Genomic DNA, 21514 nt, shown 5'->3' with positions numbered 1-21514 from the left:
GGAGGGATGCGGTCGGGGTCTCATTTGGGGGACGGTTTGCTCGGGGGAATGTCATGATCAGGTCAGCTCACGCACGCACGGTTGCCAATCTGGCGGCCGCCTCCTGCCTGGCGCTGCTGCTTGGCGCCTGCGGCGGCGGTATGAGCCTGCCGTCGTTCTCGTCGTCTTCGCCGCCGCCCGAGGCTGAGCCCGGCACCGGCCCGGAAATGCCGGCGAGCATCCGCGCCGACGAGATCGTCGGCCGCTGGGGTCTTGCCTCGTTCCAGAACCCGGCCGACCGCGCCCGCACCGAGGCCGCGGCCCGGGCGCAGTGCAAGAATCCCTACGTGATCACCGCCGGTTCCTCCGGCGGCGTGATCATGCATCTCGCCGACCAGGCGACGCCGCAGGAGCTGCGGCTGAAGGGCTCGCCCAGCGGCAAGAACTACATCGGGCCGGCGGGTCCCACCCCCGGCGAGCAGGACCGCGAGATCGTCTCCTTCGACGGCCGCGTCCTGATCACCCGCTTCATCGACAAGGACGCCGCCACCCGCTACGGCAACATGGTCTACGTCCGCTGCGCGCCGCGGGCGTAGTCTCTCCTTCGTCATGCCGCGGCTTGCCGCCTTCGCTGAAGCTTCGGCGAGCCGAGCGCTCGTCTGGGCCTCGGCGTAGCCTTGGCGGAGCCGGGACCGGGGCATCCAGTACGCCGCGGCCTCTCGGCTCAATCACCGCCGCCTCTGGAATACTGGATCGCCCGGTCAAGGCCGGGCGATGACAGTGGAGGGGATGGCTCCAAAACAAAAAAACGCCGGCTCAGCGCCGGCGTTTTGTTTTTCCGTAATGTCGCGCCCGATCAGTCAAACAACGCGTCGATGTCGTCCTGCGAGGCGTGGCCGACGTCGCCGGCGAGCTTGGGGCCGTTGAGGAGCTTTTCGTCCTCGCTGCGGGTGTCGGCCGGCGCGGGCACATGGGCCTTGATCGCGTCGACGCCGCCCCAGATCTCCATCATCGCATTGATGTGCTGCTCGATGAACTTCATCGTGGTCATGACCTTGCTGATGCGCTGGCCGGTCAGGTCCTGGAAGTTGCAGGCTTCGAAGATCGAGATGACGCGTTCCTGGATGTCGTCGGCGAGCCGCTTCTGCTGGTCGGCCGATTGCACCTTGGACATCGCGCTGGCCGCCTGGTCGATCGATTCGGCGGCTTCGAGGATCTGCTGGGTCGCCTGCTCGGTGCCGCCGACGACCGCGCCGAGCTCGCCATTGACCTTGGCCATCTCGCCGCCGTCGAAGCTCTTGCCGTGCAGCGTCGCGATCTCGCGCTTGGTGCGATCGATGGCGTCGTGGATGAGGTCGAGCTCGACCTTCAGCTTCTCGCACTGCTCGATCTGTGCCCGGTAGGTATCGAGCATGGTACGAGCTTCAGAGAGCTCGTGGGCAGTGGAAGCGTCGATCGCCGCCATGGCCGCGCTGCCGGACAAGGGCACGGTGCCCTTCGCCATCTGTGCGCGGATCGCACGCAGCTCCGCCATGATCTCGTTATGCATCGGCGCAGCCTCCTCAATCATTTCGGGGCTGGGCATCTCGCCGACAATAGCCTCCTCGACACGAAAACGTTTGCGGTGAATAGCCATCAGGAACTCCCCCCACCTCACTCACGCGTCTTTGTAGGCAGAAGCAATTTAACACGAGGTTCACAGCGGGAACTGTTGCGCGGCCGCACGCGACGGCGCGAAAAGAAGCGATTAACCATGGGCCTGCGGCGTTCATCGAAAATAAACGCTGATCGCCAAATTGCACCCTCGCTCGCGACGTGGTGAATCGAAACGGCTGATACGTTTACCAAACAAAGCGGCTTTTGCTCTTTATTGACCACGTCGCGGTCGCCGGTCAGCCATCGGCTCTGCACGACGCATGTGATCTAGACGAAACAGTACAGAGTACGTCGATGTTCAAGAAAATGTCTGTCGCGCTGCTCGGCAGCGCTTGCACCTTCATTGCCGGCGCGAACAGCGCCAGCGCCTTCGACAATAGTGTGCCGAACGATCCGCCCGCGGTGCTCTACCAGCCGCAGGTGCAGCCGGCGCCGGTGCGTGTCGCCTCCAATGCGAATATGGGCGGCGGCTTCATCGAGTTCCTGTTCGGTGACGGTCCCGGCCGCGGCCCGGCCTACGCGCCGCAGCAGCCGGTTTATCAGCAGCAGCCCGGCTATTACGACCAGCGCCGCCTGCCACCGATGGGCGAGCCGCAGATGCAGGGTGGATATCAGCAAGGCGCAGGTCTCCAGCAGGAGGCGGTCGATCCGCGCCAGCGTCCGTTCGATCCGAGATTCGAGAAGCAATCCGTCGACTATAGCGGCAAGGAAACTGCCGGCACCATCGTGGTCGATACGCCGAACAAGTTCCTCTATCTGGTCGAGGGCAACGGCCGGGCGATGCGCTACGGCATCGGCGTCGGCCGTCCCGGCTTCACCTGGTCCGGTGTGAAGTCGATCACGGCCAAGCGCGAATGGCCGGACTGGACGCCGCCGGCGGAAATGATCGCGCGCCGGCCCGACCTGCCGCGGCACATGGAAGGCGGCCCGGAAAACCCGCTCGGCGCGCGCGCGATGTATCTGGGCTCGACGCTCTACCGCATCCACGGCTCCAACGAGCCCTGGACCATCGGCACCAACGTCTCCTCAGGCTGCATCCGCATGCGCAACGAGGACGTCATCGACCTCTATGGCCGCGTCAATGTCGGCACCAAGGTCGTGGTGATGTGAGCGCCTGACGTTCGACATGAAAACGGCCGCCTTCCGGGCGGCCGTTTTTGTTTGTCGCGCTGATCGGGCAGCCTCACGCGTAGTCGCTGCCGCCATCGTCTCCGCCGCCGAAGTCGCTGTCGTCGTCGGCTACGTCCATATTGCCGTTGTCGTGGTCGTTGTCGTCGTAGTTCTGATCGTTGTTGTTGTTGTCCCGGTCGTTCGACGCCTGGTCGGTGAAGCCCTGGCGGGAACCGTCGTCGCGGTCGCGGTTGGAGCCGATGTCGTTGAGACCGGCATCGCGCGCGAGCGAGCCGCCGGACTGGTCGCTGCCGCCCCAGGGACTTCCACCAGCGCTGCGGTCGCCGAGCGCGTTGGTGTCGCCGAAGGCCTGCTGGTGCGATCCGCCCATCATGCCGCGGATGCTGGAGAGCAGCAGCGAGCCGCCGACGACGCCGGCCGCGGCTGCCGCCGCGGTGCCGAGGAACGAGCCGCCGCCACCGCCCATCGGCGGAGCGCCATAGCCCTGACCCGGAGCTTGACCGGGACCTTGACCTGGGCCTTGGCCGTAGGCCTGTCCATAAGGAGGCGGCGCGCCGTAACCGGGCTGCGCCTGCGGCATCGCCTGACCGGTGTTCCAGACCGGCCGCGCGTCACGCGGCGGCACGTTCGGAACCGAGCCGCGCGAGGGGCCTCCGCCGAACAGCGAGTCGCGCATGGTATCGAGGAAGCCGCCGGACTGCGCCTGCTCGGGCGCATGGGCCGCTTCCAGCTCCTGGATGCGGTTATGAGCACGCTTCAGCGCTTCGTCCTGCAATAGCGTGGTCTGCACCAGTGCGTAGACCGCGCCGGGCGCCTTGCGCAGCCCGTCGGAGATCGCGGCGATCGCGTCGGGATCCCGCGGTGCATTTTCCAGTTTCGAAAGCCGGTCGAAAAGCTCGTCGACGAGCTGGCGTTCCTGCGGCGTCATGATCAGTCTCCCTCGCTCAAACCAAGCGCGAGGCAGATGTAGGGTTCCATTGTGGCCCCAACAGTGCCGGCCGGATTAAATTTCGGTATGCGACAAGCTGCCCAGCGGCTTGCTTTCCGCCGGTTTCACCCCAGCGTGACGCCGCTGTCGGCCAGCAGGCGCGCAAACCCATCGCCTGAAAGATAAGCATGCTCGCGTTCGCGGACGTCGGTCATCGGATCGAGGCCGGTGAGGACATCGTCGACGAAGCCGGGGTGGCACATCACGAGGCCGCCATCGGGGAGGCCTTCCAGAAACTGCCGCATCAGCGCGCCGAAATCGGCCTCGCGCGTAAAATCATAGGCGCCGGCAAAGCCGGGATTGAAGCTGAGGCCGGCGCTGGCGGCGCGGCGGCGGAATTGCGCGCTCAGGATATCGAGCACCATGGCTTTTGGTGAGGCCAGCCGCTGCACAAGCGGCAGGTCGCGCCCGCCCTGGCGGACCCAGGCCTTCGGTGCGGCTTCGCTGACCGCATCGACAAAGCCGTCGCGCACCTGCGGATAGAGCTGCACATGCTGATGGCCGTCGACGAAGTCAGGCGCGCGCCCGAACGCTTCCGCGAACGCCGCCAGCTGCGCCCTGACCTCATTGCGAAAGAATTCGCGGTCGAGCCGGCGTGCAAGGCCGGCGCGCAGCAGTTTCGGGAACGGCATGAACATGTCGCCGTCCAGAGGTCGGAAATGCATGGTGAGCGGCCGGAACGGCGCCGACAATGTCACGTGCAAGCCGATCGCGCAGCGCGGGCTCGCCTTCGCCGCCGTCTGGAGCGCCGCGATCTCGCTGTGCTCGATCGCCGGTCCCACCATCATCACCGAGGTGGCATTGAGACGGCCGCGTTCGATCAGGTCGCGGATGGCGCGATTGACGCCCGGGCTGATGCCGTAATCGTCGGCGCAGAGCCAGATCCGCCGCAGGCCCGCGGCCGCGCTCATTCGGCGGCCGTCCTCTTCGAAGCGTCGTCGGCCTTCCCGGTCTCGAAATGCTTTTCGCTGTGCTCGGCGACGAAGTAGATCGGGCGCGCCTTCAGCTCGGACAGGATCTTGCCGATATATTCGCCGACGATGCCGATCATGATGAGCTGCACGCCGCCGATGGTCATCAGGCCGATCACAAGCGAGGGATAGCCGGGCACCTGCTTGCCCGTGGTCCAGACTTCCCAGAGGATCGAGAGGCCGAACAGGAAGGCGCCGCCGGCGAGGATGACGCCGAGCAGGCTGGCGAAGCGCAGCGGTGCCACCGAGAACGAGGTCACCCCTTCGATCGAAAGACCGAGCAGGCGCGCGGCGCTGAAGGTCGTCACACCATGGGTGCGCGGCGCGGGCTCGTAATCGACGCGGATCTGGCGGAAGCCTATCCAGCTCGCGAGGCCCTTGAAGAAGCGGTTACGCTCTGGCAGCTGCCTGAGCGCTGCGACCGCGCGCGGCGACAGCAGGCGGAAGTCGCCGGCGTCTTCAGGAATCTTCTGGCGCGCGCCCCAATTGATCAGCGAATAGAACCCGCGCACGGCGACGCGGCGCAGGAAGGGCTCGTTGTCGCGATGCGCCTTGGCGGTATAGACGACGTCATAGCCGTCCTCGATCCAGTGCCGCACCAGCTGCTCGACCAGGGCCGGCGGATGCTGACCGTCGCCGTCCATGAACATGACGGCGCCGAGCCGGGCATGGTCGAGGCCGGCCATCAGCGCCGCCTCCTTGCCGAAATTGCGCGACAGCGACACCACCTGGACGTCGACCGCGTCGGCCGGCAGGGAGCGGGCGATCGAGAGCGTCGCGTCCGCGCTGCCGTCGTCGACATAGACGACCTCGCAACGCAAGCGATAGCGCTGCTGCAAGGTCTTGGCGAGATCGCAGATGCGCTGGTGCAGGGCGGCGAGGCCCGCCGCCTCGTTGTAGACGGGGACGACAATCGACAGCCCCTTCGCGGCGGCACTGGCCGCGGTGGTCGTCATGCCGGAAACGTCAGAGCCCAGCGTCATTGATCAAGGTTCCAGAGGCGTCCATGGTTCTCAACAGCATATGGTAGCTGCCGTTTGCTGTCGCTACGCTGAACGGACCTGAGGCTCACTGCCGCAGGAATGCCTCGAGCTTGGCGAACAGCGGGTTCTCCCGGTCGAACACATAGTCGAGCGAAACCACCGAGACGGTCTCGGCGCCATGCTCGCGCAGGAAGCTCGCCAGCGCATAGAGCTGACCCGGCGGACAGTGCAGCGTCAGCATGCCCGACGAGGTCGGCCCGCCGAACGGGGCTTCGACGCCGAAGCGCTCGTGGGCTTCGCCGAGCAGGGCGGCGTCGCATTGCTGGAAGCGGGTGCGGACCTCGCGGTATTTGTTGGCCCGCGCCCTTGCTGCGATGTGATCGAGGATGACGCGCGCGGTCTCCCGCGCCTGCGGCGACCAGTCGGCATCCCTAGAGGCGACCAGATTGGCCTGGCTGCGCAGGATCACGCCGTCGTCGAGCACCCGCAAGCCATTGGCAGCGAGCGTCGCACCGGTCGTTGTGATGTCGACGATCAGCTCGGCGCTGCCGGCCGCCGGCGCGCCTTCGGTCGCGCCTGCGCTTTCGACGATGCGGTAATCGGTGATGCCGTGGCTCTGGAAGAAGGTGCGGGTGAGGTTGATGAACTTGGTCGCGACCCGCATCCGCATGTGATGCTGCTCGCGGAAGCCGGTGGTGACGTCGTCGAGGTCGGCCATGGTGCGGACGTCGATCCATGCCTGCGGCACCGCGACGACGACGTCGGCATAGCCGAAGCCGAGCCCGTCGATCAGGGACACGCGCTTGTCGGCATCCGCGATGTTCTCGCGCACCAGGTCTTCGCCGGTGACGCCGAGATGCGCAAAGCCGCGCGACAGTTGCGAAGCGATCTCGCTCGCCGAGAGATAGGCGACCTCGACATTGTCGAGGCCCGCGAGCGAGCCGCGATAGTCGCGCGCGCCGCCGGCCTTCGACAGCTTGAGCCCGGCGCGGGCGAAGAACGCCTCGGTGTTTTCCTGCAGGCGGCCCTTGGAGGGAACGGCCAGGACGAATGGCGCGCTCATGACTTAAGCTCCCACCTTGCGGCCGATCCGGGTCAGCGCGTCGACCCAGACCGAGAAGCCGACCGCGGGGATCGGCTCGGCCGATCCGAGCTGGGTCATCAGCCCGTCATAGCGGCCGCCGGCGACCAGCGGCTCGGCGCCGTTGCCCCTGTGATGCAGTTCGAATTCGAAGCCGGTGTAATAGTCGAGGCCGCGTCCGAACGCGGTCGAAAAGCGCGTCTGCTTCACGTCGATGCCGCGCGCGGCCATGAAGCCGACCCGGCTTTCGAACTGGTCGACGGCAGCGCTGAGGTCGAGCTTCGCGTCCGTGGTGAGCGCGCGGAGTTCGGCGACGGCATCGTCGGGATTGCCCGCGATCGACAGGAAGCGCTTGAGCACGGCGATCGCCTCGCGCGGCAGCGCGCCGCCCTTCAGCGTCGACTGCTCCAGGAAACGGTCGGCGATCTCGGCCGTGGTGCGGCCCCCGACATTGGTGGTGCCGGCGATCGACATCAGATCGGTGACGAAGGCGAGCGCAGCCTTGCGGTCGGAGCCGGCGAGCGCGGCCAGCACACCCTCATATTCGCTGCGGGTCGCGGTGGTCGCGGCCGCCAGCTTCTCCAGATCTTTTTCCAGGCTGATCTTGCGGTTGAAATCCTTGACCAGGCGGCGGCGCCACACCGGATAGAGGTCGAGCGCATCGAGCAGGGCGTTGAACAGCGCCACGTCGCCGGTGCGAATCTCGACATCGCGGACACCGAAGGCCGCGGTCGCTTCCAGCGCCAGCGCCAGCATCTCGGCATCGGCCGCAGCGCGGTCCTGGCGGCCGAACGATTCGATGCCGGCCTGAAGAAACTCGCTGGCCTGGCCGCTGCGGTAGCGGAACACCGGGCCGAGATAGCTGAACCCGGCCGGCTGGCCGGCGCGGCTCGAGGTGAGGTAGTCGCGAGCGACGGGAATGGTCAGGTCCGGGCGCAGGCAAAGCTCCTCGCCGGACAGGTCTGTCGTCAGATACAGGCTCTTGCGAATGTCCTCGCCGGAGAGGTCCAGGAACGGCTCGGCCGGTTGCAGAATCGCGGGCTCGGCCCTGACATAGCCGGCCTGCGCGAACGACAAGAGCAGCGTATCCGCCCAGGCGGCGGAGCCGGCAGCATTTGAGGTGGCAGTCGCGGTCATAACAGGGGTCCATCGTCCCGGTGGCACCGGGCAGGGCGAAAGGGAGGCGAATTGGCGCAGGCCTTAGCATGGCGCGAAAGCGGTTTCGACCTCCAAAGGATCAATCGCTTAACGGCTTTGGAGGTGGGACGCAGCGATCTGCCAGAAGGTATTTGAGGTATTATAATACCTAGAGCGGGAGTGGCTTGGCTTTCACTCAGCTTGGCCAGGGAGATCTCTGGGCGCATCGCCAAGCGATGCATCGGTCGAGGCGAAGGCAAGCCCTGCGGTTTCGGACGCGGCGTGATCTGCGAGCTCCTCGGCAAGCTCGAGAATTCTCTGCCTCCTGCTCGGGTCCCTTATGCCAAGGAATGCCTTGATGAGCCCGAGCTCCTCGCGTCGCCGCCTGTCCGATGCAACATCGTCGTCCATGGCCATGTCGTCCTGCGCGACAGCCTCATTGCCCGTCGCTGATTTTTGTCCGCGCATGCGACTCAATGCGGCAACCGCAAGCTCAACGTCACATTGAGAAATTGAGGAGGACAGGCAAGTCGTCGCATACTCATATTGGGTATGGCGGATGATCCGTTTGCTGCTGCCTTCGTTTACAATGTGAATATTGGTTTCGATTCATGCGCAATGCATCAGATGTTATCCGGACGGTCTCGCGACACACGCTGGCCTATATGCTGTTTTCGATCAGCGAGCTGTTCCGGCACTACGACGAATTCGATCCGCTGGACCTATTGATCGTTCATGCGATTCTCAACGCAAACGTGATCAATGTGATGAACGATCCGTCGCTGGACGAGAGATTCTCCAGCATTCACGCGGTCGAGCCGGATGCGATCAAGCAAGGGGTGTCCCGCGCGGCGCTCTCTCGCTTCCTCAGCCTGCCGCTCGAGACGGTTCGCCGTCGCGTGACGGGACTTAAGAGACGAAAGATTCTCGCCGAAACCAAGGCCGGGCTCATCGTGACCGAGCAGAACGCATTCAGGTTTGGAAACAATCACGAACTGCAGAAGACTAATATGCTGCTGCTCACAAAACTGCTTCGCGATCTCAAGCGCGCCGGCATCAACGGGCCGGATGATCTGCGTGCCCCCAAGGGCGCTGCATCGACAAGGAAGGCGAAGTAAGCGGCAGGATATGGATCAAAGCCTTCTCGATACTGCTCGCGATGGAACGCAAAGAACAGCATTAGACGGCTTGCTGTCGTTTCAGGGCCTCAAGCCATCCGCGGCTCTCGAGCTCCGATCGTACGACATCGATCATTTCGGAGAGAGTGAGAGATATGCCGGCGCGTCCAGCATGCCGCTGTCGGCGGGGGCGACTGCAATCAAGCGTGCCCAGCTCAGCCTGCCGGTCCTGACGCTGTCTCTGGTGAAGACCTTCCCGCGGATCATCCGCGGTTATGATCTGGCGCACGCCATCGCGGTGGCGGTGCCGATGGACCATGTGACCTCCACCCGCATCAACGGGCAATCAATTGGCAGCTCCATACTCGTTCTCAAGGGGAGATCCGATTGCCTGGTCTATGAGCCGGCGGGGCGTTTGTGGGCTGTCGCCTATTTCAGCCCGCCCGAGCGCGAGCCCTGGTCTCAGCTGGATGACGGCTATCATTTGCTGAGTCCGGCATCGGAAGTACTTGCCTCCCTGCATGGCTCGATTTCCACGACGCTTGAAACCGCGGCACATGATCCAGACTTCCTGAACGAGCCGACGTCGCGAACGGCGGTCGAACAATCCCTGTTCGCCGCAATGGATGCTGCCATTCGGTCCAACGTGAAGCGCGGGCCCATGCACTCCACGACGGACAGCTATCAGCGGATCGTCGCAGAGATGGAACGATTGATCCGCCACGATCTCGCGATCTGGCACAAGACGACCGAACTGGCAGAGCGGGTGGGCGTGTCCGTTCGGACCCTCCAGAGTGCGACGCAGGCCATCTGCGGCATGAGCCCTCATCGCTACAGCCGGGTCTTGCGCCTCTGGTCGGTACGAAAGCAGCTGCGCACCGGCCCGGCTCGTCGCAGTGTGAAGGCCTGCGCAATCGGCCATGGCTTCTGGCATCTGAGCGAGTTCGCAGCGAGCTACAGGGCGGCTTTCGGAGAGCTGCCGTCCGAGACCCTGCATCGGTCGAAGCGAGAGGTCATCTAAAGCGCGAACCTGTAGAGCCGCCGCGCGTGAATCGACCTTAGGTTCGCTTGGCTAGGTTAGGTGCCGCCCCAATCGCCCAGCACCGCCTGCACCAGCGCCAGCGCCGCCACCGCGGCCGTGTCGGCCCGCATGATCCGGGGTCCCAGTGCCAGCCGCAGGATCTTGGGCTGCCGTAGCAGTAGCGCCCGCTCTTCTTCGGCAAAGCCGCCTTCGGGGCCGATCAGCACGTCGATGCCAATTCTGCCTTGGTCTTGTCCGGCTTCGCGCGCCCTTTGCAGGCTCTGAACGGGGTTTTGGACCTCCGCCGCCTCGTCGCAGAAGATGAGCAGCCGGTCGGCAGGGCGCTGACTGAGATACCGGTCCAGCGGCACCGGCTCGGCCACCGTGGCGATGCTGAGGATGCCGCATTGCTCGGCGGCCTCGACCACATTGGCACGCATCCGCTCGGTGTTGACCCGGGAGGCCTGGGTGAAGCGGGTCAGGACCGGCTGAAGCGCGGCGGCGCCCATCTCGATGGCCTTCTGGACCATGTAGTCCAGCCGGGCATGCTTGAGCGGGGCAAAGACGTAGGTGAGGTCAGCGAGCCGGTCCTGCGGCCGGGCCTGCTGCAGGATGACGAGGCCGTCCGGCCGCTTGCGGCCTTCGATCGCGGCCTGCCACTCGCCGTCGCGGCCATTGAACGCCAAAACCTCGGCCCCGGCGGCAAGCCGCAGCACATTGCCGAGATAATTGCTCTGGTCGCGGTCGAGCGGAACCCTGGCGTCCTGGGCAAGGGGGATATCGACAAACAGGCGGGGGGCGCGAAAATCGTGGGAGGGCATCGTTCAAAGGTCCAATTAGCCGCCGTTATTAACCGAAAGCCGCCATTTCGGGGGTAAATATTACCGAATCGGTGCGTCGGCGCGCCGCGCTCTTGCCCTATTCGACGGGTTGTTAAGGGCCGGCGGGAATCGTAAAATCGCGAGCACGCTGGTTGCGCTTCAATTGGGAAGACGCCAAGCCCCGTAAGCTCCTGCCGGAGAGACTGCCTTGATGATCCGTCATTTGATGGTTCCGATCACTGCCGCCATGGTCACCTTGGGCGCCGCGGGTGCCCACGCGCAGGGCTTCCCTGCGCCGCTGCCTGGCCAAGCCCCAACCAGTTCCGCGTTTCCGCCCGTGAACGGCTCGGCGCCGAGCGCTTCGGTCGGTGCAGCGCCCCAAGGATCGTTTCCCGTGAACGGCGCCGCGCCCGTCGGTGGCGCAGGTGCCTTCAGCGCCGCCCCGCCGACGCAAGGCGGTCCCGGCGAGGACTGCATGAAAACCTTCATGCCGCTGCGCGAGGAAGCCGAGAAGCGCGGCAAGCTGATCAAGGCCGCGAGTGATCGTCACGCCGCGCCGGAAGAAGCCTGCAAGCTGATCCGCAATTTCAGCCAGGCTGAGACCAAGATGATCAAGTACATCGAGGTCAACGCCTCGAAGTGCGGGATTCCGGCGCAGGTCAGCGCGCAGATGAAGGACGGCCACAAGAACACCGAGGCCATGGCGACGAAGGTCTGCAACGTCGCGCAGCAGATGCAGAACCAGCCGCGCGGTCCGGCCGGTCCGTCGCTGAGCGAGGTGCTGGGCTCGGGCTCGGCGCCTGAAGCCAATGCCGGCAAGAAGGGCGGCAGCACCTTCGATACGCTCAACGGCAACGTCCTCACCCGATGAGTGATACATCCGCCCGCGTTGCCGATTCCACCGGCAACTGGGTCGATACGCTCGCGCCGCAATGGGCGCGGCCTTATTTGCGCCTGTCGCGCTTCGATCGTCCGATCGGCTCCTGGCTCCTGTTGATGCCGTGCTGGTGGTCGGCGGCGCTCGCTGCCGGCATGGCGCATGATGTCCGCGGCCTGCCCCTCACCATCGTGCTGTTCTTCATCGGCGCCTTCGTCATGCGCGGAGCAGGCTGCACCTGGAACGACATCACCGACCGGGATCTCGACGACAAGGTCGAGCGCACCCGCTCGCGGCCGCTGCCGTCGGGCCAGGTGACGACCAGGCAGGCGCTGGCCTTCATGGTCGCGCAGGCGCTGACCGGTCTCGTGGTGCTGCTGCAATTCAACCGCTTCGCGGTCCTGACCGGCATCGCCTCGCTTTTGATCGTCGCGATCTATCCGTTCATGAAGCGCATCACCTGGTGGCCGCAGATCGTGCTCGGCCTCGCCTTCTCCTGGGGCGCGCTGATGGGATTTGCCGTCACCTTCGGCCGCATCGAATTGACCGCGCTGGTGCTCTATGCGGGATCGATTTCGTGGGTGATCGGCTATGACACGATCTATGCGCACCAGGACGCCGAGGACGACGCGCTGATCGGCATCAAATCCACCGCTCGGCTGTTCGGCGCGCACACGCACCAGGCGCTGATCCTGTTCTACGGGCTTGCGGTGATGCTGATCGGCGTCGCGCTGGCCTCAGGCGATGCGCGCTGGCCGGCCTGGCTCGGGCTTGCGGCGTTCGCGGTGCATCTGGCGTCGCAGATCGTGCGGCTGGATATCAGCGACCCCTTGCTCTGCAAGCGCCTGTTCTACTCGAACAAGTATGCGGGCTTCCTGCTGTTTGCGGGATTGCTGGTCGACGCGGTGATGCGGGCGGCGTAGCTGCCCGTAGGTGGGCAAAGGCGCTCTTGCGCCGGGCCCACCATCTTCCCGGGATTGAGATAAAAAAGGTGGGCACGCTTTCGCTTTGCCCACCCTGCGGCACTGTGCGTGCCGTTCAACTCCTTGCGATGATCTCGCGTTCGCCGTGATGCACCGACAGCTCGCGCGTCATGGCGGTGCGCCGGCGCATCAAGAATTTCGGACGGCGGGCGCGGATCGCATTCGCGCGGCGACGGCGCGGCGTGGGCTTGCGGGCGCCTTCGTCGAGCTGCGGGAGCGCGAACAGCTCGCTCCAGATCGCCCAGGCCTCGGCGAGCTCGTCGCCATCGGTGCTGACCAGCAGCGGAACGGACAGCGAGGGATCGCGATGCACGAGGACGAGGGTCTGCGCCTCGTCATTGCCGCGCAACGCAACGCCGGTGAAGTCGCTGACGCGGACGTTGATCGCCATCTGCATGCCGCGGACGGCACGGCGCAGCACGACACGCTCGCGATGAAGCTCGATCTGCCTGGTGTATCCGTCGGCGCGCGGATCGTGCGCATCGAAGCGGACCGGAAGGGAAAGAGGGTCGAGCCGCAAGCTGCGGCCCGACCCGGCGGGAGCGATCCCGCTTGTTGCTGTTTGACGCCTCACGGCTTTAGTTCTCCCCGCCGGGATTATGTTCCCGGTCGATGCGAGGACCTTAGCGCGCGCCGTTCCGAAACCACTTAAAAAGGCTGGTTAATCCAGCGTCACCGCCGCTCATGATTGACAAGACCTTGGCACGCATGATTGACGAGACGTTGCGCCGGACTTGCGAATCTGAGCTTTTTGCGGGCTGAAAACGCTTGAAGTCCGTACCAATTGGGCACATCTGGTGTTCAGGGCCGGTATCGCCCCGAAACCTCCCGCCGCAACAGGATTTCGTTTGTGAACCCTTCACCAAGCTCGACGCTTTCGTCCCAGGATTCGTCCAAAGCCAATCGCGGCCTGTTCGATCAGACCGCGCTCTCCGATCTCGCGCAGCGGCTGGTCGAGGCGGCCAAGCGCGCCGGTGCGGATGCGGCCGATGCGGTCGCCGTGCGCGGCGTCTCGCAGGGCGTCGAGGTGCGTGACGGGCGCGTCGAGGAATCGGAACGCTCCGAGGGCGACGATGTCGGCCTGCGCGTGCTGGTCGGCCAGCGCCAGGCGGTGGTCTCGACCAACGACGTCAGCGGCGATGCCGTGACCAAGCTTGCCGAGCGCGCGGTGGCGATGGCGCGCGTCGCGCCCGACGACAAATATGTCGGCCTCGCCGATCCTGCGCTGCTGGCGCGCGACTTCCCTGATCTCGATCTGCTCGATCCCGACGTGCCCGCGACTTCCGAGCTCGAGCGCCGCGCGCTCGAAGCCGAGGCTGCCGCGCTCGCCGTGAAGGGCGTGACCAAATCCGGCGGCGCTTCCGCCTCCGCCGGCATGGGCGGCATGGTGCTCGTCACCAGCACCGGCTTCCATGGTTCTTATTTGCGTTCCAGCCAGGGCATTTCGGCGACCGCGATATCGGGCGAAGGCACCGGCATGGAGCGTGACTACGACTTCACCTCGGCGCCGCACGGCGCCGATCTCCTGTCGCCGGAAGTCGTCGGCCGTTCCGCCGGCGAGCGCACCGTGGCGCGTTCCAATCCGCGCAAGGTCGAGACCTGCAAGGTGCCGGTCGTTTTCGACCCGCGTGTCGCAGGCTCGCTGGTCGGCCACGTCGTCGGCGCCATCAACGGCGCCTCGATCGCACGGAAGACCAGCTTCCTGAAGGACAAGCTCGGCCAGCAGCTGTTCGCAAAAAACATCCGCATCATCGACGATCCCCTGCGCAAGCGCGGCCTGCGCTCGCAGACGTTTGACGCCGAGGGCGTCGCGGTGAAGAAGATCGCGCTGATCGACGAGGGCGTGCTGACGACCTGGCTGCTCGACTGCGCGACCGCGCGCGAGCTCGGCCTCACCACCACCGGCCACGCCCATCGCGGCGTCTCGTCCTCGCCGTCGCCGGGACCGTACAATCTGCATCTCGAACCGGGCACGCCGACCCCGGCCGAGCTGATCGCCGACATCAAGCAGGGCTTCTACGTCACCGACCTGATCGGCTCCGGCGTCAACGGCGTCACCGGCGATTACAGCCGCGGCGCCTCCGGCTTCTGGATCGAGAATGGCGAGCTGACCTATCCCGTCAGCGAGGTCACGATCGCGGGCCATCTGTTCGAGATCTTCAAGTCGATGCAGCCGGCGAACAATCTCGAGTTCCGCTACGGCGTCAATGCGCCGACGGTGCGCATCGAGGGTTTGACGCTTGGCGGACGCTGACGCGCATTCAACTGACGAAACCATCCTGACGCGCGACGCGGCGCTGCTGCAAGACGCGGTGCGGGAGGCAGGCAGCCTCGCGCAGTCGCTGTTCCGCACCGAATTGAGGACGTGGACCAAGGGCGCGTCGTCGCCGGTGTCGGAAGCCGACATTGCGGTCAACGACCTGCTCGAAGCGCGCCTGCGCTCGGCGACGCCCGATTATGGCTGGCTGTCCGAGGAGAGCGCCGACGACGAGGTGCGGCTGTCGCGGCGGCGGACCTGGGTGGTCGATCCCATCGACGGCACCCGCAATTATCTCGGCGGCCATGACGAATGGTGCGTCAGCGTCGCGCTGGTCGAGGATGCCTCGCCGGTGCTGGCTGCGGTGTTCGCGCCCGCGACCGACGAGTTCTTCTTCGCGGCCCGCGGGCAGGGCACGACGCTCAACGGCAAAGCCGTGCGGGCGGCGTCCGGATCCGCGCTCGACTTCTCCCGCGTCGCCGGCCCGAAGCCGATGGTCGAGCGGCTCAATACTGCTGGCGGCGACATCAAGCTGCATCCGCGAATCGGTTCGCTCGCGCTGCGCCTGTGCCGGGTTGCCGATGGCGTGCTGGATGCGGCTTTTGCCGGGGGCAACAGCCATGATTGGGACCTTGCGGCGGCCGATTTGATCGTGCAGGAAGCGGATGGTAGGATGAGCGACCTCTCCGGAGATCCCATCCTCTATAACCGCCGGGAAGTCACGCACGGGGTGCTGGTGGCAGCGGGTCGCGATCGTCATGCGGGCATCGTCGCGCATTTTCGAAATCGGCCCTTGCCCTGAGTGCGTCCGCCGTGCTTCTCGAACACTGCTTTGCCGGGCAGCCCGTTAGGAACAGAACCCATGCCAGATAGTGCCCCGCAACAATTGCTGCATCTCGTCATCGGCGGCGAACTGCTCGATCTCGAGCACAACACCTTCAAGAACCTCGATGACGTCGAGATCGTCGGCCTCTATCCGAACTATGCGTCCGCCCACGTCGCCTGGCGCGCCAAGGCGCAGAGCACGGTCGACAACGCGCAGATGCGCTACTTCATCGTCCATCTCCATCGGCTGCTCGACCCGAATCAAGAACCGGCGCGTTGAAAAAACTGCTTCGCAATACGCTGCGAAGCAGCTGGCTTCAGCGTGCCGTCGGGGTTCTGGCGGCCGAATATCTGCGTCTGGTCTGGCGGACCAACAAATTCACGTTCGATCCGCCGGATGTCTATGACATCGTCGAGCCGCAGATCCCCGCGATCTTCGCCTTCTGGCACGGCCAGCATTTCCTCACGCCCTTCATCAAGAACAAGGACTCCTACCGGGCCAAGGTCCTGATCTCGCGGCATCGCGACGGCGAGTTCAACGCGATCGCCGTCGAGCGGCTCGGCATCGGCCTGATCCGTGGTTCGGGTGACCACGGCGGCGCCTTCCACCGCAAGGGCGGGGTGGGCGCGTTCAGGGAAATGGTGCACACGCTCCAGGACGGTTGTAATGTCGCGCTGACCGCCGATGTCCCCAAGCGCTCGCGCGTGGCCGGGCTCGGCATCATCATGCTGGCACGGGAATCGGGGCGGCCGATCATGCCTTTCGCGATGGCGACCAGCCGCTACATCCGGCTCAAGAACTGGGACCGCACCACCATCAACCTGCCGTTCGGGCGGGGCGCATTGGTCGGCATCAAGGAAATCCACGTGCCGCCGGATGCCGACGCCGCCACCATGGAAGCGCTGCGGCTGGAGCTGGAAGAGACCTTGAACGAGGCGACCCGCCGCGCCTATGCGCAACTCGGCCGTCCGGGGCCCCAAGATGGCTAACTCGCTGCCGATAACGCTGCGGATGTACCGGCGCCTGGCCTCGGGCCTGGTGCCGCTTGCGCCGGCGCTGATCAAGCGGCGGCTGAAGCAGGGCAAGGAGGATCCCGCCCGCGTCGGCGAGCGGCGAGGCCTGTCCCGGGACGTGCGTCCGCACGGCCCCCTGGTCTGGATTCACGGCGCCAGCGTCGGTGAGGTGCTCGCCGCAGCCGCGCTGATCGAGCGCCTGCGCGACCTCAATCTTCGCATCCTGCTCACCTCGGGCACCGTCACCTCCGCCGCCGTCGTCGCAAAGCGGTTTCCGCCCGACGTCATCCATCAATACGTGCCGTATGATTCCCCGCGCTATGTCGCGCGCTTCCTCGATCACTGGAAGCCGTCGCTCGCGCTGTTCATCGAATCCGATTTGTGGCCGAACCTGATCCTGGCGGGCGCCGCGCGCCGCCTGCCGATGGTGCTGATCAACGGGCGGATGTCGCCGCGCTCCTTCCCGCGCTGGCGGCGGATGTACGGCACCATCTCGGCGCTGCTGTCGCGGTTCGACATCTGCCTGGCGCAATCGAAGACCGATGCGGAGCGCTTCTCGGCGCTCGGCGGCCGCGACGTGGTCACCACGGGTAATCTCAAGCTCGACGTGGCCGCGCCGCCGGCCGATCCCGCCAAGCTCGAGCGGCTGATGGCGATGACGCGCGGCCGCCCGATCATCGTCGCGGCCTCGACCCATCCGGGCGAGGACGAGATGCTGGTCGCGGCGCATCGCAGCCTCGTCGGTTTCTTCCCGCAGCTTCTGACGGTGATCGTGCCACGGCATCCGGATCGCGGCACCTCGATCGCCGGCTTGATCACGGCGTCGGGCCTGAAGCCGGCGTTGCGCTCGCGCGAGGAATTGCCGACGGCGGCGACCGACGTCTATATCGCCGACACCATGGGCGAGCTCGGCCTGTTCTACCGCCTCTCGCCGGTCGTGTTCATGGGCGGATCGCTGATCCGCCATGGCGGCCAGAATCCGATCGAGGCAATCAAGCTCGGCGCTGCGATCGTCCATGGTCCGCACGTCTTCAACTTCGCCGATGTCTACGAGGCGCTTGATAGCAGCGGCGGCGCGCGCCAGGCCGACACGCAGGAGACGCTGGTCAAGCAGCTCGGCCAGCTGCTGGCCGATCCCACGGTGCGCGACGGGATGCAGCGCGCAGGCGCAGGCGTGGTCGAGGATCTCGGCGGTGCACTCAATCGCACCATGACCGCGCTCGAGCCCTATCTCCTGCAACTGACGATCGAGATGGGGGCCGCCAATGCGTGAGCCGGCCTTCTGGTACCGGCCGCGTTCCTTCAAGTCTCATGCGTTACGGCCGTTGGGTCTGCTGTATGGTGCGATCACCGAACGGCGCATGCTGCGCCAGGGCTTTGACGCCGGCATCCCCGTGATCTGCGTCGGCAACTACCATGTCGGCGGCGCCGGCAAGACGCCGACCGTGCTCGCATTGACGAAGCTGTTGCGCGAGCTCGGCGAGACGCCGGTGGTGCTCAGCCGCGGTTATGGCGGGCGCCTCAAGGGTCCGGTCATGGTCGACCGCGAGCGCCACACCGCTTCCGACGTCGGCGACGAGCCGCTGATGATGGTGCGCGACGTTCCTGTCGTGGTCGCGCACGACCGTCTCGAAGGCGTTGCGCTCGCGAAGTCGCGGGGCGCGACCGTGGTCCTGATGGACGACGGTTTCCAGAACCCGCGCCTGCTGAAGGACGCCTCCCTGATCGTGATCGACAGCGAGCGCGGCCTCGGCAACGGCAAGGTGTTTCCGGCCGGTCCTTTGCGCGCGCCGCTGAAGGCGCAGCTCGCGCGCACCGATGCGCTGGTGCTGATCGGCAATGGCCATGCCGCCAACGATGTCGCGGCGGAGCTTGCGAAGCGCAACAAGCCGGAGCTGCGCGCGCGCCTGAAGCCGGATGCGGCCTCGGTCGCGCAACTCCTCGGCAAACGAGTCTTTGCGTTCGCCGGCATCGGCGATCCCGCGCGTTTCTTCCGCAGCTTGCGCGCCTGCGGCATCGAGGTCGCGCGCACGCGCCCCTTCGCCGATCACCACATGTTTTCGCAGAACGAGATCGCGGCGCTCGCAGCGGAGGCGCAGCGCGAGCAACTCACGCTGGTGACGACGGAAAAGGATCTTGCGCGCCTGCGCGGCCGCGAAGGCGTGCCTGACGGCATCGTGCCGTTCGCGGTGCAGCTCGAATTCGATGATCCGGCAGCGCTCCGGCAATTGATCAGCGATCATCTCTACAAGGCGCGCGAGCGGCGGTTCGGCAGGCGATGATTTCTTGATGATTTCCTGGCGTGGGCAAAGCGCTCCGCCGTAGCCCAACACCGCGCGCCTTGCGATATGCGACATGTCGCGGCGGATGAATTGTCTTCCGCACGTTCGGGAGTTGATGTAGCCTCGCATGAGAGCCGTCACCGGGACGTGCCGAACTCCCGGCAATCATCGGCGGCGTTTATGCCCACGGCGGGCAACGTACCATCATCATTTCAGATGCGAGACCGTTACGATCAGTTCGGAACGGCCGGAGAGTTATTGCCAAAAGCTCAGAGGAGAACATGCCATGCATTTTTGCCTCACTGGACAATATACACCACGCGCTCTCAACGCCATTTTGGAAAACCCCACGATCAATCGCCAGGAGGCGGCGACAAAACTCATTGAAGCGGCCGGCGGCAAGCTGATTTCGATGTACAGCGTTGCTGCCGACGGTCCGGGCGTTCTGGTGATTTTCGATGTGCCTGATCCGAGCACGGCTCCGGCCATCTCCGGTCTGACCGTCACGGTGGGCACCCTGCAGAACGTGAAATTGACCCGGCTGTTCACGCAGGACGAGATCAAGCAGGTCCGCCAGAACGCGGCGAAGCTGCGCTCTTCGTATAGTCCGCCCGGAGGCTGACATCCGGATCTCAAGCGAGGCCGCCGCGATCGTATCAGGCGGCGGCAACGCTTACCTCACAGCAAAAAGCAGGTCTGCGCGCTGAGGCGAGGCGAAGGCCTTCCGGCGTCCATCGACGGACGATGCGGGAGGGCGCGTGCTGTGTCCGGCGCCACAGGTCCGACTGAACGTGCTTGCCAGCGGACCCGTTAAGGGCGCGCAATCCCGGCTCAGCGGTCAGTCCCCTCACCAGGCTCCAACAGCCATCATTCCGATGATGGTCAGGCACGAGACGCAGGCCACCATGACAGTATAGCATTCGGGTGTATTCATCGCTTGCTCCCAAACTGCCGCCAATTGCTTGGTCACTGCTACGCGGGAGAGTTCGCCGGTCTCGGGCCGCTTCAATGCGGCACGCCGCGACCGGTCTTGCGTTGTGCGTCCGTCCTCTCATCGTCACCCTGATCCGCAAGATGATGATGCGCTTCGGAAGCTTCAGAGCGTTGAGCTATGATCAGAAGCTGTTTCCGCATTTCAGCGAGGCGGGCGCGGCAATATTCACGATAGAGCATGTCTAGTATGGTGGGCATGATCACCCCCATCGTTGACTTTCGATTTAAAAAGTATCCACCGCGAATTTTCGAGGTGATCGTAGCCCGTCAGATGGCTCTTCCGATGTGAGCCCGTTCACAGACTGCATCAATTCCAAAGCTCAATGGTCGTTTGGTTGACTTGATGGTCTGTGCGACAAAGCAGCAGGGCTAATTACCTAACGCGCACTTTAGCAGCGCTCTGTTTCACCAAGACTTCGTCAAACAACTTGAGGGCGCCGAACCGCAGCGAAAAATCCAACCACAGCGCGAAGTGACTTACCACGGAGTGCAAGCGCGATTCGATGCAACGCGGATCGGCACGACGGAGATCATTTCGGCGGCGAGGCCTGCAGTTCAGGTGCGCGCGAACATCGTCTCCATCCTCAGCTGCACGATAAGCCGTGCCGCTCGTGCAACGCCGGCGGGGCAGCTACCCTTTGCTCGCCCTTTAGCAGCCTGCCATTCAGGCGACATTCATCGCTAGACGCCTATCGGTTCCAGACGATCAGGAGAATCCGATGAAACTGCCATCCGCAGCCGTCGCTGCCAGTCTTGTGTGTCTGATCATTGCGCCCGTGTTTGCGCAGACGCCGCCGACGACGGCTCCCGCTGCTCCAACCAGCACGGTGCCAGTCCCCGCGACCAAGCGCGTCACATGTCTTGCGACGACGCAAAGCCTGAAGGGCCAGGACAAGCGCGACCAGATGCAGCTCTGCATGGCGCAGGCGCGGGTCGATTGCCTCAAGCAGGCGATCGATCAGAAGGTCGTCGGCGAGCCCAGGAAGACCTTCATCAAGACCTGCGTGGGCGGAGATGCCACTGAACAGCAATAGAAGCGCAGGCGCGGCCTCACGGCTGCGGCTTCAGCGCGCCGGGGAAATGCCGCTGCAGCACGGCGGCCGGCGTGGCGTAGGCCTCTTGCAGGTCCACGCTCCAGTACTTCAATTCGTCGAGCGGAATCCGCGTGTCGGTGATCGCGCAACGCACGAAGGTCCCCGGCGAGATCACGCGGAAATCGCCGTCGAGATATTGCACCTGCGCTTCTCCATGGCCCGAGGGGCCGAACTTGTTCAGCACGGTCGAAAGTCTCCGTGGAAGGCCTCTCCGTGGAAAACCCTGGAGGGCACGATGTGTTGCACCGGATTTAGCATAGATAGGGTGGCTTGTCCGCCCGGTAAACCCACCGGTTTGTGATG

General features: G+C 65.1%; 25 protein-coding genes. 14 read left to right on the top strand and 11 right to left on the bottom strand.

Annotated elements, in window-relative coordinates; all coding sequences use genetic code 11:
• Positions 1-53 precede the first annotated feature (53 nt).
• On the top strand, positions 54-575 hold the full coding sequence (locus IVB46_RS27715) for a hypothetical protein (RefSeq protein WP_063985626.1): 522 nt from the start codon (positions 54-56) through the stop codon (positions 573-575).
• Positions 576-835: 260 nt separating this feature from the next.
• Here the strand turns inward: IVB46_RS27715 and IVB46_RS27710 are convergent, their stop codons facing one another.
• A complete protein-coding gene (locus tag IVB46_RS27710) occupies positions 836-1615 on the bottom strand; it encodes a protein phosphatase CheZ (RefSeq protein ID WP_028157918.1) in 780 nt (259 codons plus the stop codon).
• Between the two features lie 314 nt (positions 1616-1929).
• Here IVB46_RS27710 and IVB46_RS27705 point away from each other — a divergent pair, with 314 nt between their 5' ends.
• A complete protein-coding gene (locus tag IVB46_RS27705; protein ID WP_085403376.1) occupies positions 1930-2745 on the top strand; it encodes a L,D-transpeptidase in 816 nt (271 codons plus the stop codon).
• Positions 2746-2818: 73 nt separating this feature from the next.
• On the opposite strand, the gene IVB46_RS27700 is transcribed toward IVB46_RS27705, so the two are convergent.
• From IVB46_RS27700 to IVB46_RS27675, 6 genes are all read right to left on the bottom strand, one after another.
• Positions 2819-3694 (bottom strand): DUF2076 domain-containing protein, encoded by an 876-nt coding sequence (locus tag IVB46_RS27700; protein ID WP_247315542.1) that lies wholly within the window; start codon positions 3692-3694, stop codon positions 2819-2821.
• Between the two features lie 125 nt (positions 3695-3819).
• The gene (locus IVB46_RS27695; protein WP_247315541.1) at positions 3820-4665 is read right to left on the bottom strand and encodes a ChbG/HpnK family deacetylase; all 846 of its coding nucleotides are present in this window, start codon (positions 4663-4665) and stop codon (positions 3820-3822) included.
• Positions 4662-5708, bottom strand: coding sequence for a glycosyltransferase family 2 protein (locus IVB46_RS27690; protein WP_063985621.1), 1047 nt, complete (start codon positions 5706-5708; stop codon positions 4662-4664). The genes IVB46_RS27695 and IVB46_RS27690 overlap by 4 nt, the downstream gene beginning before the upstream one ends.
• Before the next feature lie 85 nt (positions 5709-5793).
• The gene (gene hisG / locus IVB46_RS27685; protein WP_247315539.1) at positions 5794-6771 is read right to left on the bottom strand and encodes an ATP phosphoribosyltransferase; all 978 of its coding nucleotides are present in this window, start codon (positions 6769-6771) and stop codon (positions 5794-5796) included.
• 3 nt (positions 6772-6774) lie between these two features.
• A complete protein-coding gene (locus tag IVB46_RS27680) occupies positions 6775-7926 on the bottom strand; it encodes an ATP phosphoribosyltransferase regulatory subunit (RefSeq protein WP_028157923.1) in 1152 nt (383 codons plus the stop codon).
• A gap of 192 nt (positions 7927-8118) precedes the next feature.
• Positions 8119-8337, bottom strand: coding sequence for a hypothetical protein (locus IVB46_RS27675; protein ID WP_247315538.1), 219 nt, complete (start codon positions 8335-8337; stop codon positions 8119-8121).
• Between the two features lie 200 nt (positions 8338-8537).
• Between IVB46_RS27675 and IVB46_RS27670 the strand changes: the two genes are divergently transcribed.
• Positions 8538-9044: a hypothetical protein gene (locus tag IVB46_RS27670; protein WP_028153075.1), complete on the top strand. Its 507-nt coding sequence runs from the start codon at positions 8538-8540 to the stop codon at positions 9042-9044.
• A gap of 172 nt (positions 9045-9216) precedes the next feature.
• Complete coding sequence (locus IVB46_RS27665; protein ID WP_223153846.1) at positions 9217-10065, top strand: helix-turn-helix domain-containing protein; 849 nt, start codon at positions 9217-9219, stop codon at positions 10063-10065.
• Positions 10066-10121: 56 nt separating this feature from the next.
• Here IVB46_RS27665 and IVB46_RS27660 read toward each other — a convergent pair whose 3' ends face one another.
• Complete coding sequence (locus tag IVB46_RS27660; RefSeq protein ID WP_247315537.1) at positions 10122-10886, bottom strand: 16S rRNA (uracil(1498)-N(3))-methyltransferase; 765 nt, start codon at positions 10884-10886, stop codon at positions 10122-10124.
• Between the two features lie 211 nt (positions 10887-11097).
• Here IVB46_RS27660 and IVB46_RS27655 point away from each other — a divergent pair, with 211 nt between their 5' ends.
• Positions 11098-11757 (top strand): hypothetical protein, encoded by a 660-nt coding sequence (locus IVB46_RS27655; protein ID WP_247315536.1) that lies wholly within the window; start codon positions 11098-11100, stop codon positions 11755-11757.
• Entirely contained in the window at positions 11754-12686 is a 933-nt protein-coding gene (gene ubiA / locus IVB46_RS27650; protein ID WP_247315534.1) for a 4-hydroxybenzoate octaprenyltransferase, read from the top strand. The genes IVB46_RS27655 and ubiA overlap by 4 nt, the downstream gene beginning before the upstream one ends.
• A 115-nt stretch (positions 12687-12801) precedes the next feature.
• On the opposite strand, the gene IVB46_RS27645 is transcribed toward ubiA, so the two are convergent.
• Positions 12802-13320: a DUF6101 family protein gene (locus tag IVB46_RS27645; RefSeq protein ID WP_247315532.1), complete on the bottom strand. Its 519-nt coding sequence runs from the start codon at positions 13318-13320 to the stop codon at positions 12802-12804.
• Positions 13321-13596: 276 nt separating this feature from the next.
• On the opposite strand from IVB46_RS27645, the gene IVB46_RS27640 reads away from it, so the two are divergent.
• The 7 genes from IVB46_RS27640 to IVB46_RS27610 all read left to right on the top strand — a co-directional run bounded on the left by IVB46_RS27640 (position 13597) and on the right by IVB46_RS27610 (position 19746).
• Positions 13597-15000 carry a TldD/PmbA family protein gene (locus IVB46_RS27640; RefSeq protein ID WP_247315531.1) on the top strand — a complete coding sequence of 468 codons (1404 nt, stop codon included), beginning with the start codon at positions 13597-13599 and terminating at the stop codon, positions 14998-15000.
• The gene (locus IVB46_RS27635; protein ID WP_247315529.1) at positions 14987-15805 is read left to right on the top strand and encodes a 3'(2'),5'-bisphosphate nucleotidase CysQ; all 819 of its coding nucleotides are present in this window, start codon (positions 14987-14989) and stop codon (positions 15803-15805) included. Before IVB46_RS27640 ends, IVB46_RS27635 begins: the two co-directional genes overlap by 14 nt.
• Positions 15806-15865: 60 nt before the next feature.
• On the top strand, positions 15866-16108 hold the full coding sequence (locus IVB46_RS27630) for a DUF4170 domain-containing protein (RefSeq protein ID WP_014491932.1): 243 nt from the start codon (positions 15866-15868) through the stop codon (positions 16106-16108).
• On the top strand, positions 16105-16818 hold the full coding sequence (locus tag IVB46_RS27625; RefSeq protein ID WP_247315526.1) for a lysophospholipid acyltransferase family protein: 714 nt from the start codon (positions 16105-16107) through the stop codon (positions 16816-16818). The genes IVB46_RS27630 and IVB46_RS27625 overlap by 4 nt, the downstream gene beginning before the upstream one ends.
• On the top strand, positions 16781-18115 hold the full coding sequence (locus IVB46_RS27620; protein ID WP_247315524.1) for a 3-deoxy-D-manno-octulosonic acid transferase: 1335 nt from the start codon (positions 16781-16783) through the stop codon (positions 18113-18115). The genes IVB46_RS27625 and IVB46_RS27620 overlap by 38 nt, the downstream gene beginning before the upstream one ends.
• Entirely contained in the window at positions 18108-19124 is a 1017-nt protein-coding gene (lpxK, locus tag IVB46_RS27615) for a tetraacyldisaccharide 4'-kinase (RefSeq protein WP_247315522.1), read from the top strand. Before IVB46_RS27620 ends, lpxK begins: the two co-directional genes overlap by 8 nt.
• Before the next feature lie 286 nt (positions 19125-19410).
• Positions 19411-19746, top strand: a complete 336-nt coding sequence (locus IVB46_RS27610) for a GYD domain-containing protein (RefSeq protein ID WP_063985608.1) — start codon at positions 19411-19413, stop codon at positions 19744-19746.
• 383 nt (positions 19747-20129) lie between these two features.
• Here IVB46_RS27610 and IVB46_RS27605 read toward each other — a convergent pair whose 3' ends face one another.
• Entirely contained in the window at positions 20130-20327 is a 198-nt protein-coding gene (locus IVB46_RS27605; protein WP_223153847.1) for a hypothetical protein, read from the bottom strand.
• Positions 20328-20836: 509 nt separating this feature from the next.
• Between IVB46_RS27605 and IVB46_RS27600 the strand changes: the two genes are divergently transcribed.
• Positions 20837-21151, top strand: a complete 315-nt coding sequence (locus IVB46_RS27600; protein WP_247315519.1) for a hypothetical protein — start codon at positions 20837-20839, stop codon at positions 21149-21151.
• Between the two features lie 16 nt (positions 21152-21167).
• Here the strand turns inward: IVB46_RS27600 and IVB46_RS27595 are convergent, their stop codons facing one another.
• Positions 21168-21395: a DUF2093 domain-containing protein gene (locus IVB46_RS27595; RefSeq protein WP_014491939.1), complete on the bottom strand. Its 228-nt coding sequence runs from the start codon at positions 21393-21395 to the stop codon at positions 21168-21170.
• Between the last annotated feature and the right edge of the window lie 119 nt (positions 21396-21514).

It is taken from the genome of Bradyrhizobium sp. 61 (assembly GCF_023073075.1).
Lineage (GTDB): Bacteria > Pseudomonadota > Alphaproteobacteria > Rhizobiales > Xanthobacteraceae > Bradyrhizobium > Bradyrhizobium barranii.
This window is presented reverse-complemented; position numbering and strand designations above follow the sequence as displayed.

Excerpts from the sequence above, each read along its gene's own strand:
- IVB46_RS27600 (WP_247315519.1), top strand. The coding sequence starts at position 20,837 with ATGAAACTGCCATCCGCAGCCGTCGCTGCCAGTCTTGTGTGTCTGATC.
- IVB46_RS27705 (WP_085403376.1), top strand. The coding sequence starts at position 1,930 with ATGTTCAAGAAAATGTCTGTCGCGCTGCTCGGCAGCGCTTGCACCTTC.
- IVB46_RS27715 (WP_063985626.1), top strand. The coding sequence starts at position 54 with ATGATCAGGTCAGCTCACGCACGCACGGTTGCCAATCTGGCGGCCGCC.
- IVB46_RS27700 (WP_247315542.1), bottom strand. The coding sequence starts at position 3,694 with ATGACGCCGCAGGAACGCCAGCTCGTCGACGAGCTTTTCGACCGGCTT.
- lpxK (WP_247315522.1), top strand. The coding sequence starts at position 18,108 with ATGCGTGAGCCGGCCTTCTGGTACCGGCCGCGTTCCTTCAAGTCTCAT.
- IVB46_RS27670 (WP_028153075.1), top strand. The coding sequence starts at position 8,538 with ATGCGCAATGCATCAGATGTTATCCGGACGGTCTCGCGACACACGCTG.
- IVB46_RS27690 (WP_063985621.1), bottom strand. The coding sequence starts at position 5,708 with ATGACGCTGGGCTCTGACGTTTCCGGCATGACGACCACCGCGGCCAGT.
- IVB46_RS27665 (WP_223153846.1), top strand. The coding sequence starts at position 9,217 with ATGCCGCTGTCGGCGGGGGCGACTGCAATCAAGCGTGCCCAGCTCAGC.
- IVB46_RS27605 (WP_223153847.1), bottom strand. The coding sequence starts at position 20,327 with ATGGGGGTGATCATGCCCACCATACTAGACATGCTCTATCGTGAATAT.
- IVB46_RS27655 (WP_247315536.1), top strand. The coding sequence starts at position 11,098 with ATGATCCGTCATTTGATGGTTCCGATCACTGCCGCCATGGTCACCTTG.
- IVB46_RS27695 (WP_247315541.1), bottom strand. The coding sequence starts at position 4,665 with ATGAGCGCGGCCGCGGGCCTGCGGCGGATCTGGCTCTGCGCCGACGAT.
- IVB46_RS27710 (WP_028157918.1), bottom strand. The coding sequence starts at position 1,615 with ATGGCTATTCACCGCAAACGTTTTCGTGTCGAGGAGGCTATTGTCGGC.
- hisG (WP_247315539.1), bottom strand. The coding sequence starts at position 6,771 with ATGAGCGCGCCATTCGTCCTGGCCGTTCCCTCCAAGGGCCGCCTGCAG.
- ubiA (WP_247315534.1), top strand. The coding sequence starts at position 11,754 with ATGAGTGATACATCCGCCCGCGTTGCCGATTCCACCGGCAACTGGGTC.
- IVB46_RS27680 (WP_028157923.1), bottom strand. The coding sequence starts at position 7,926 with ATGACCGCGACTGCCACCTCAAATGCTGCCGGCTCCGCCGCCTGGGCG.
- IVB46_RS27630 (WP_014491932.1), top strand. The coding sequence starts at position 15,866 with ATGCCAGATAGTGCCCCGCAACAATTGCTGCATCTCGTCATCGGCGGC.
- IVB46_RS27620 (WP_247315524.1), top strand. The coding sequence starts at position 16,781 with ATGCGCAACTCGGCCGTCCGGGGCCCCAAGATGGCTAACTCGCTGCCG.
- IVB46_RS27610 (WP_063985608.1), top strand. The coding sequence starts at position 19,411 with ATGCATTTTTGCCTCACTGGACAATATACACCACGCGCTCTCAACGCC.
- IVB46_RS27660 (WP_247315537.1), bottom strand. The coding sequence starts at position 10,886 with ATGCCCTCCCACGATTTTCGCGCCCCCCGCCTGTTTGTCGATATCCCC.
- IVB46_RS27675 (WP_247315538.1), bottom strand. The coding sequence starts at position 8,337 with ATGGACGACGATGTTGCATCGGACAGGCGGCGACGCGAGGAGCTCGGG.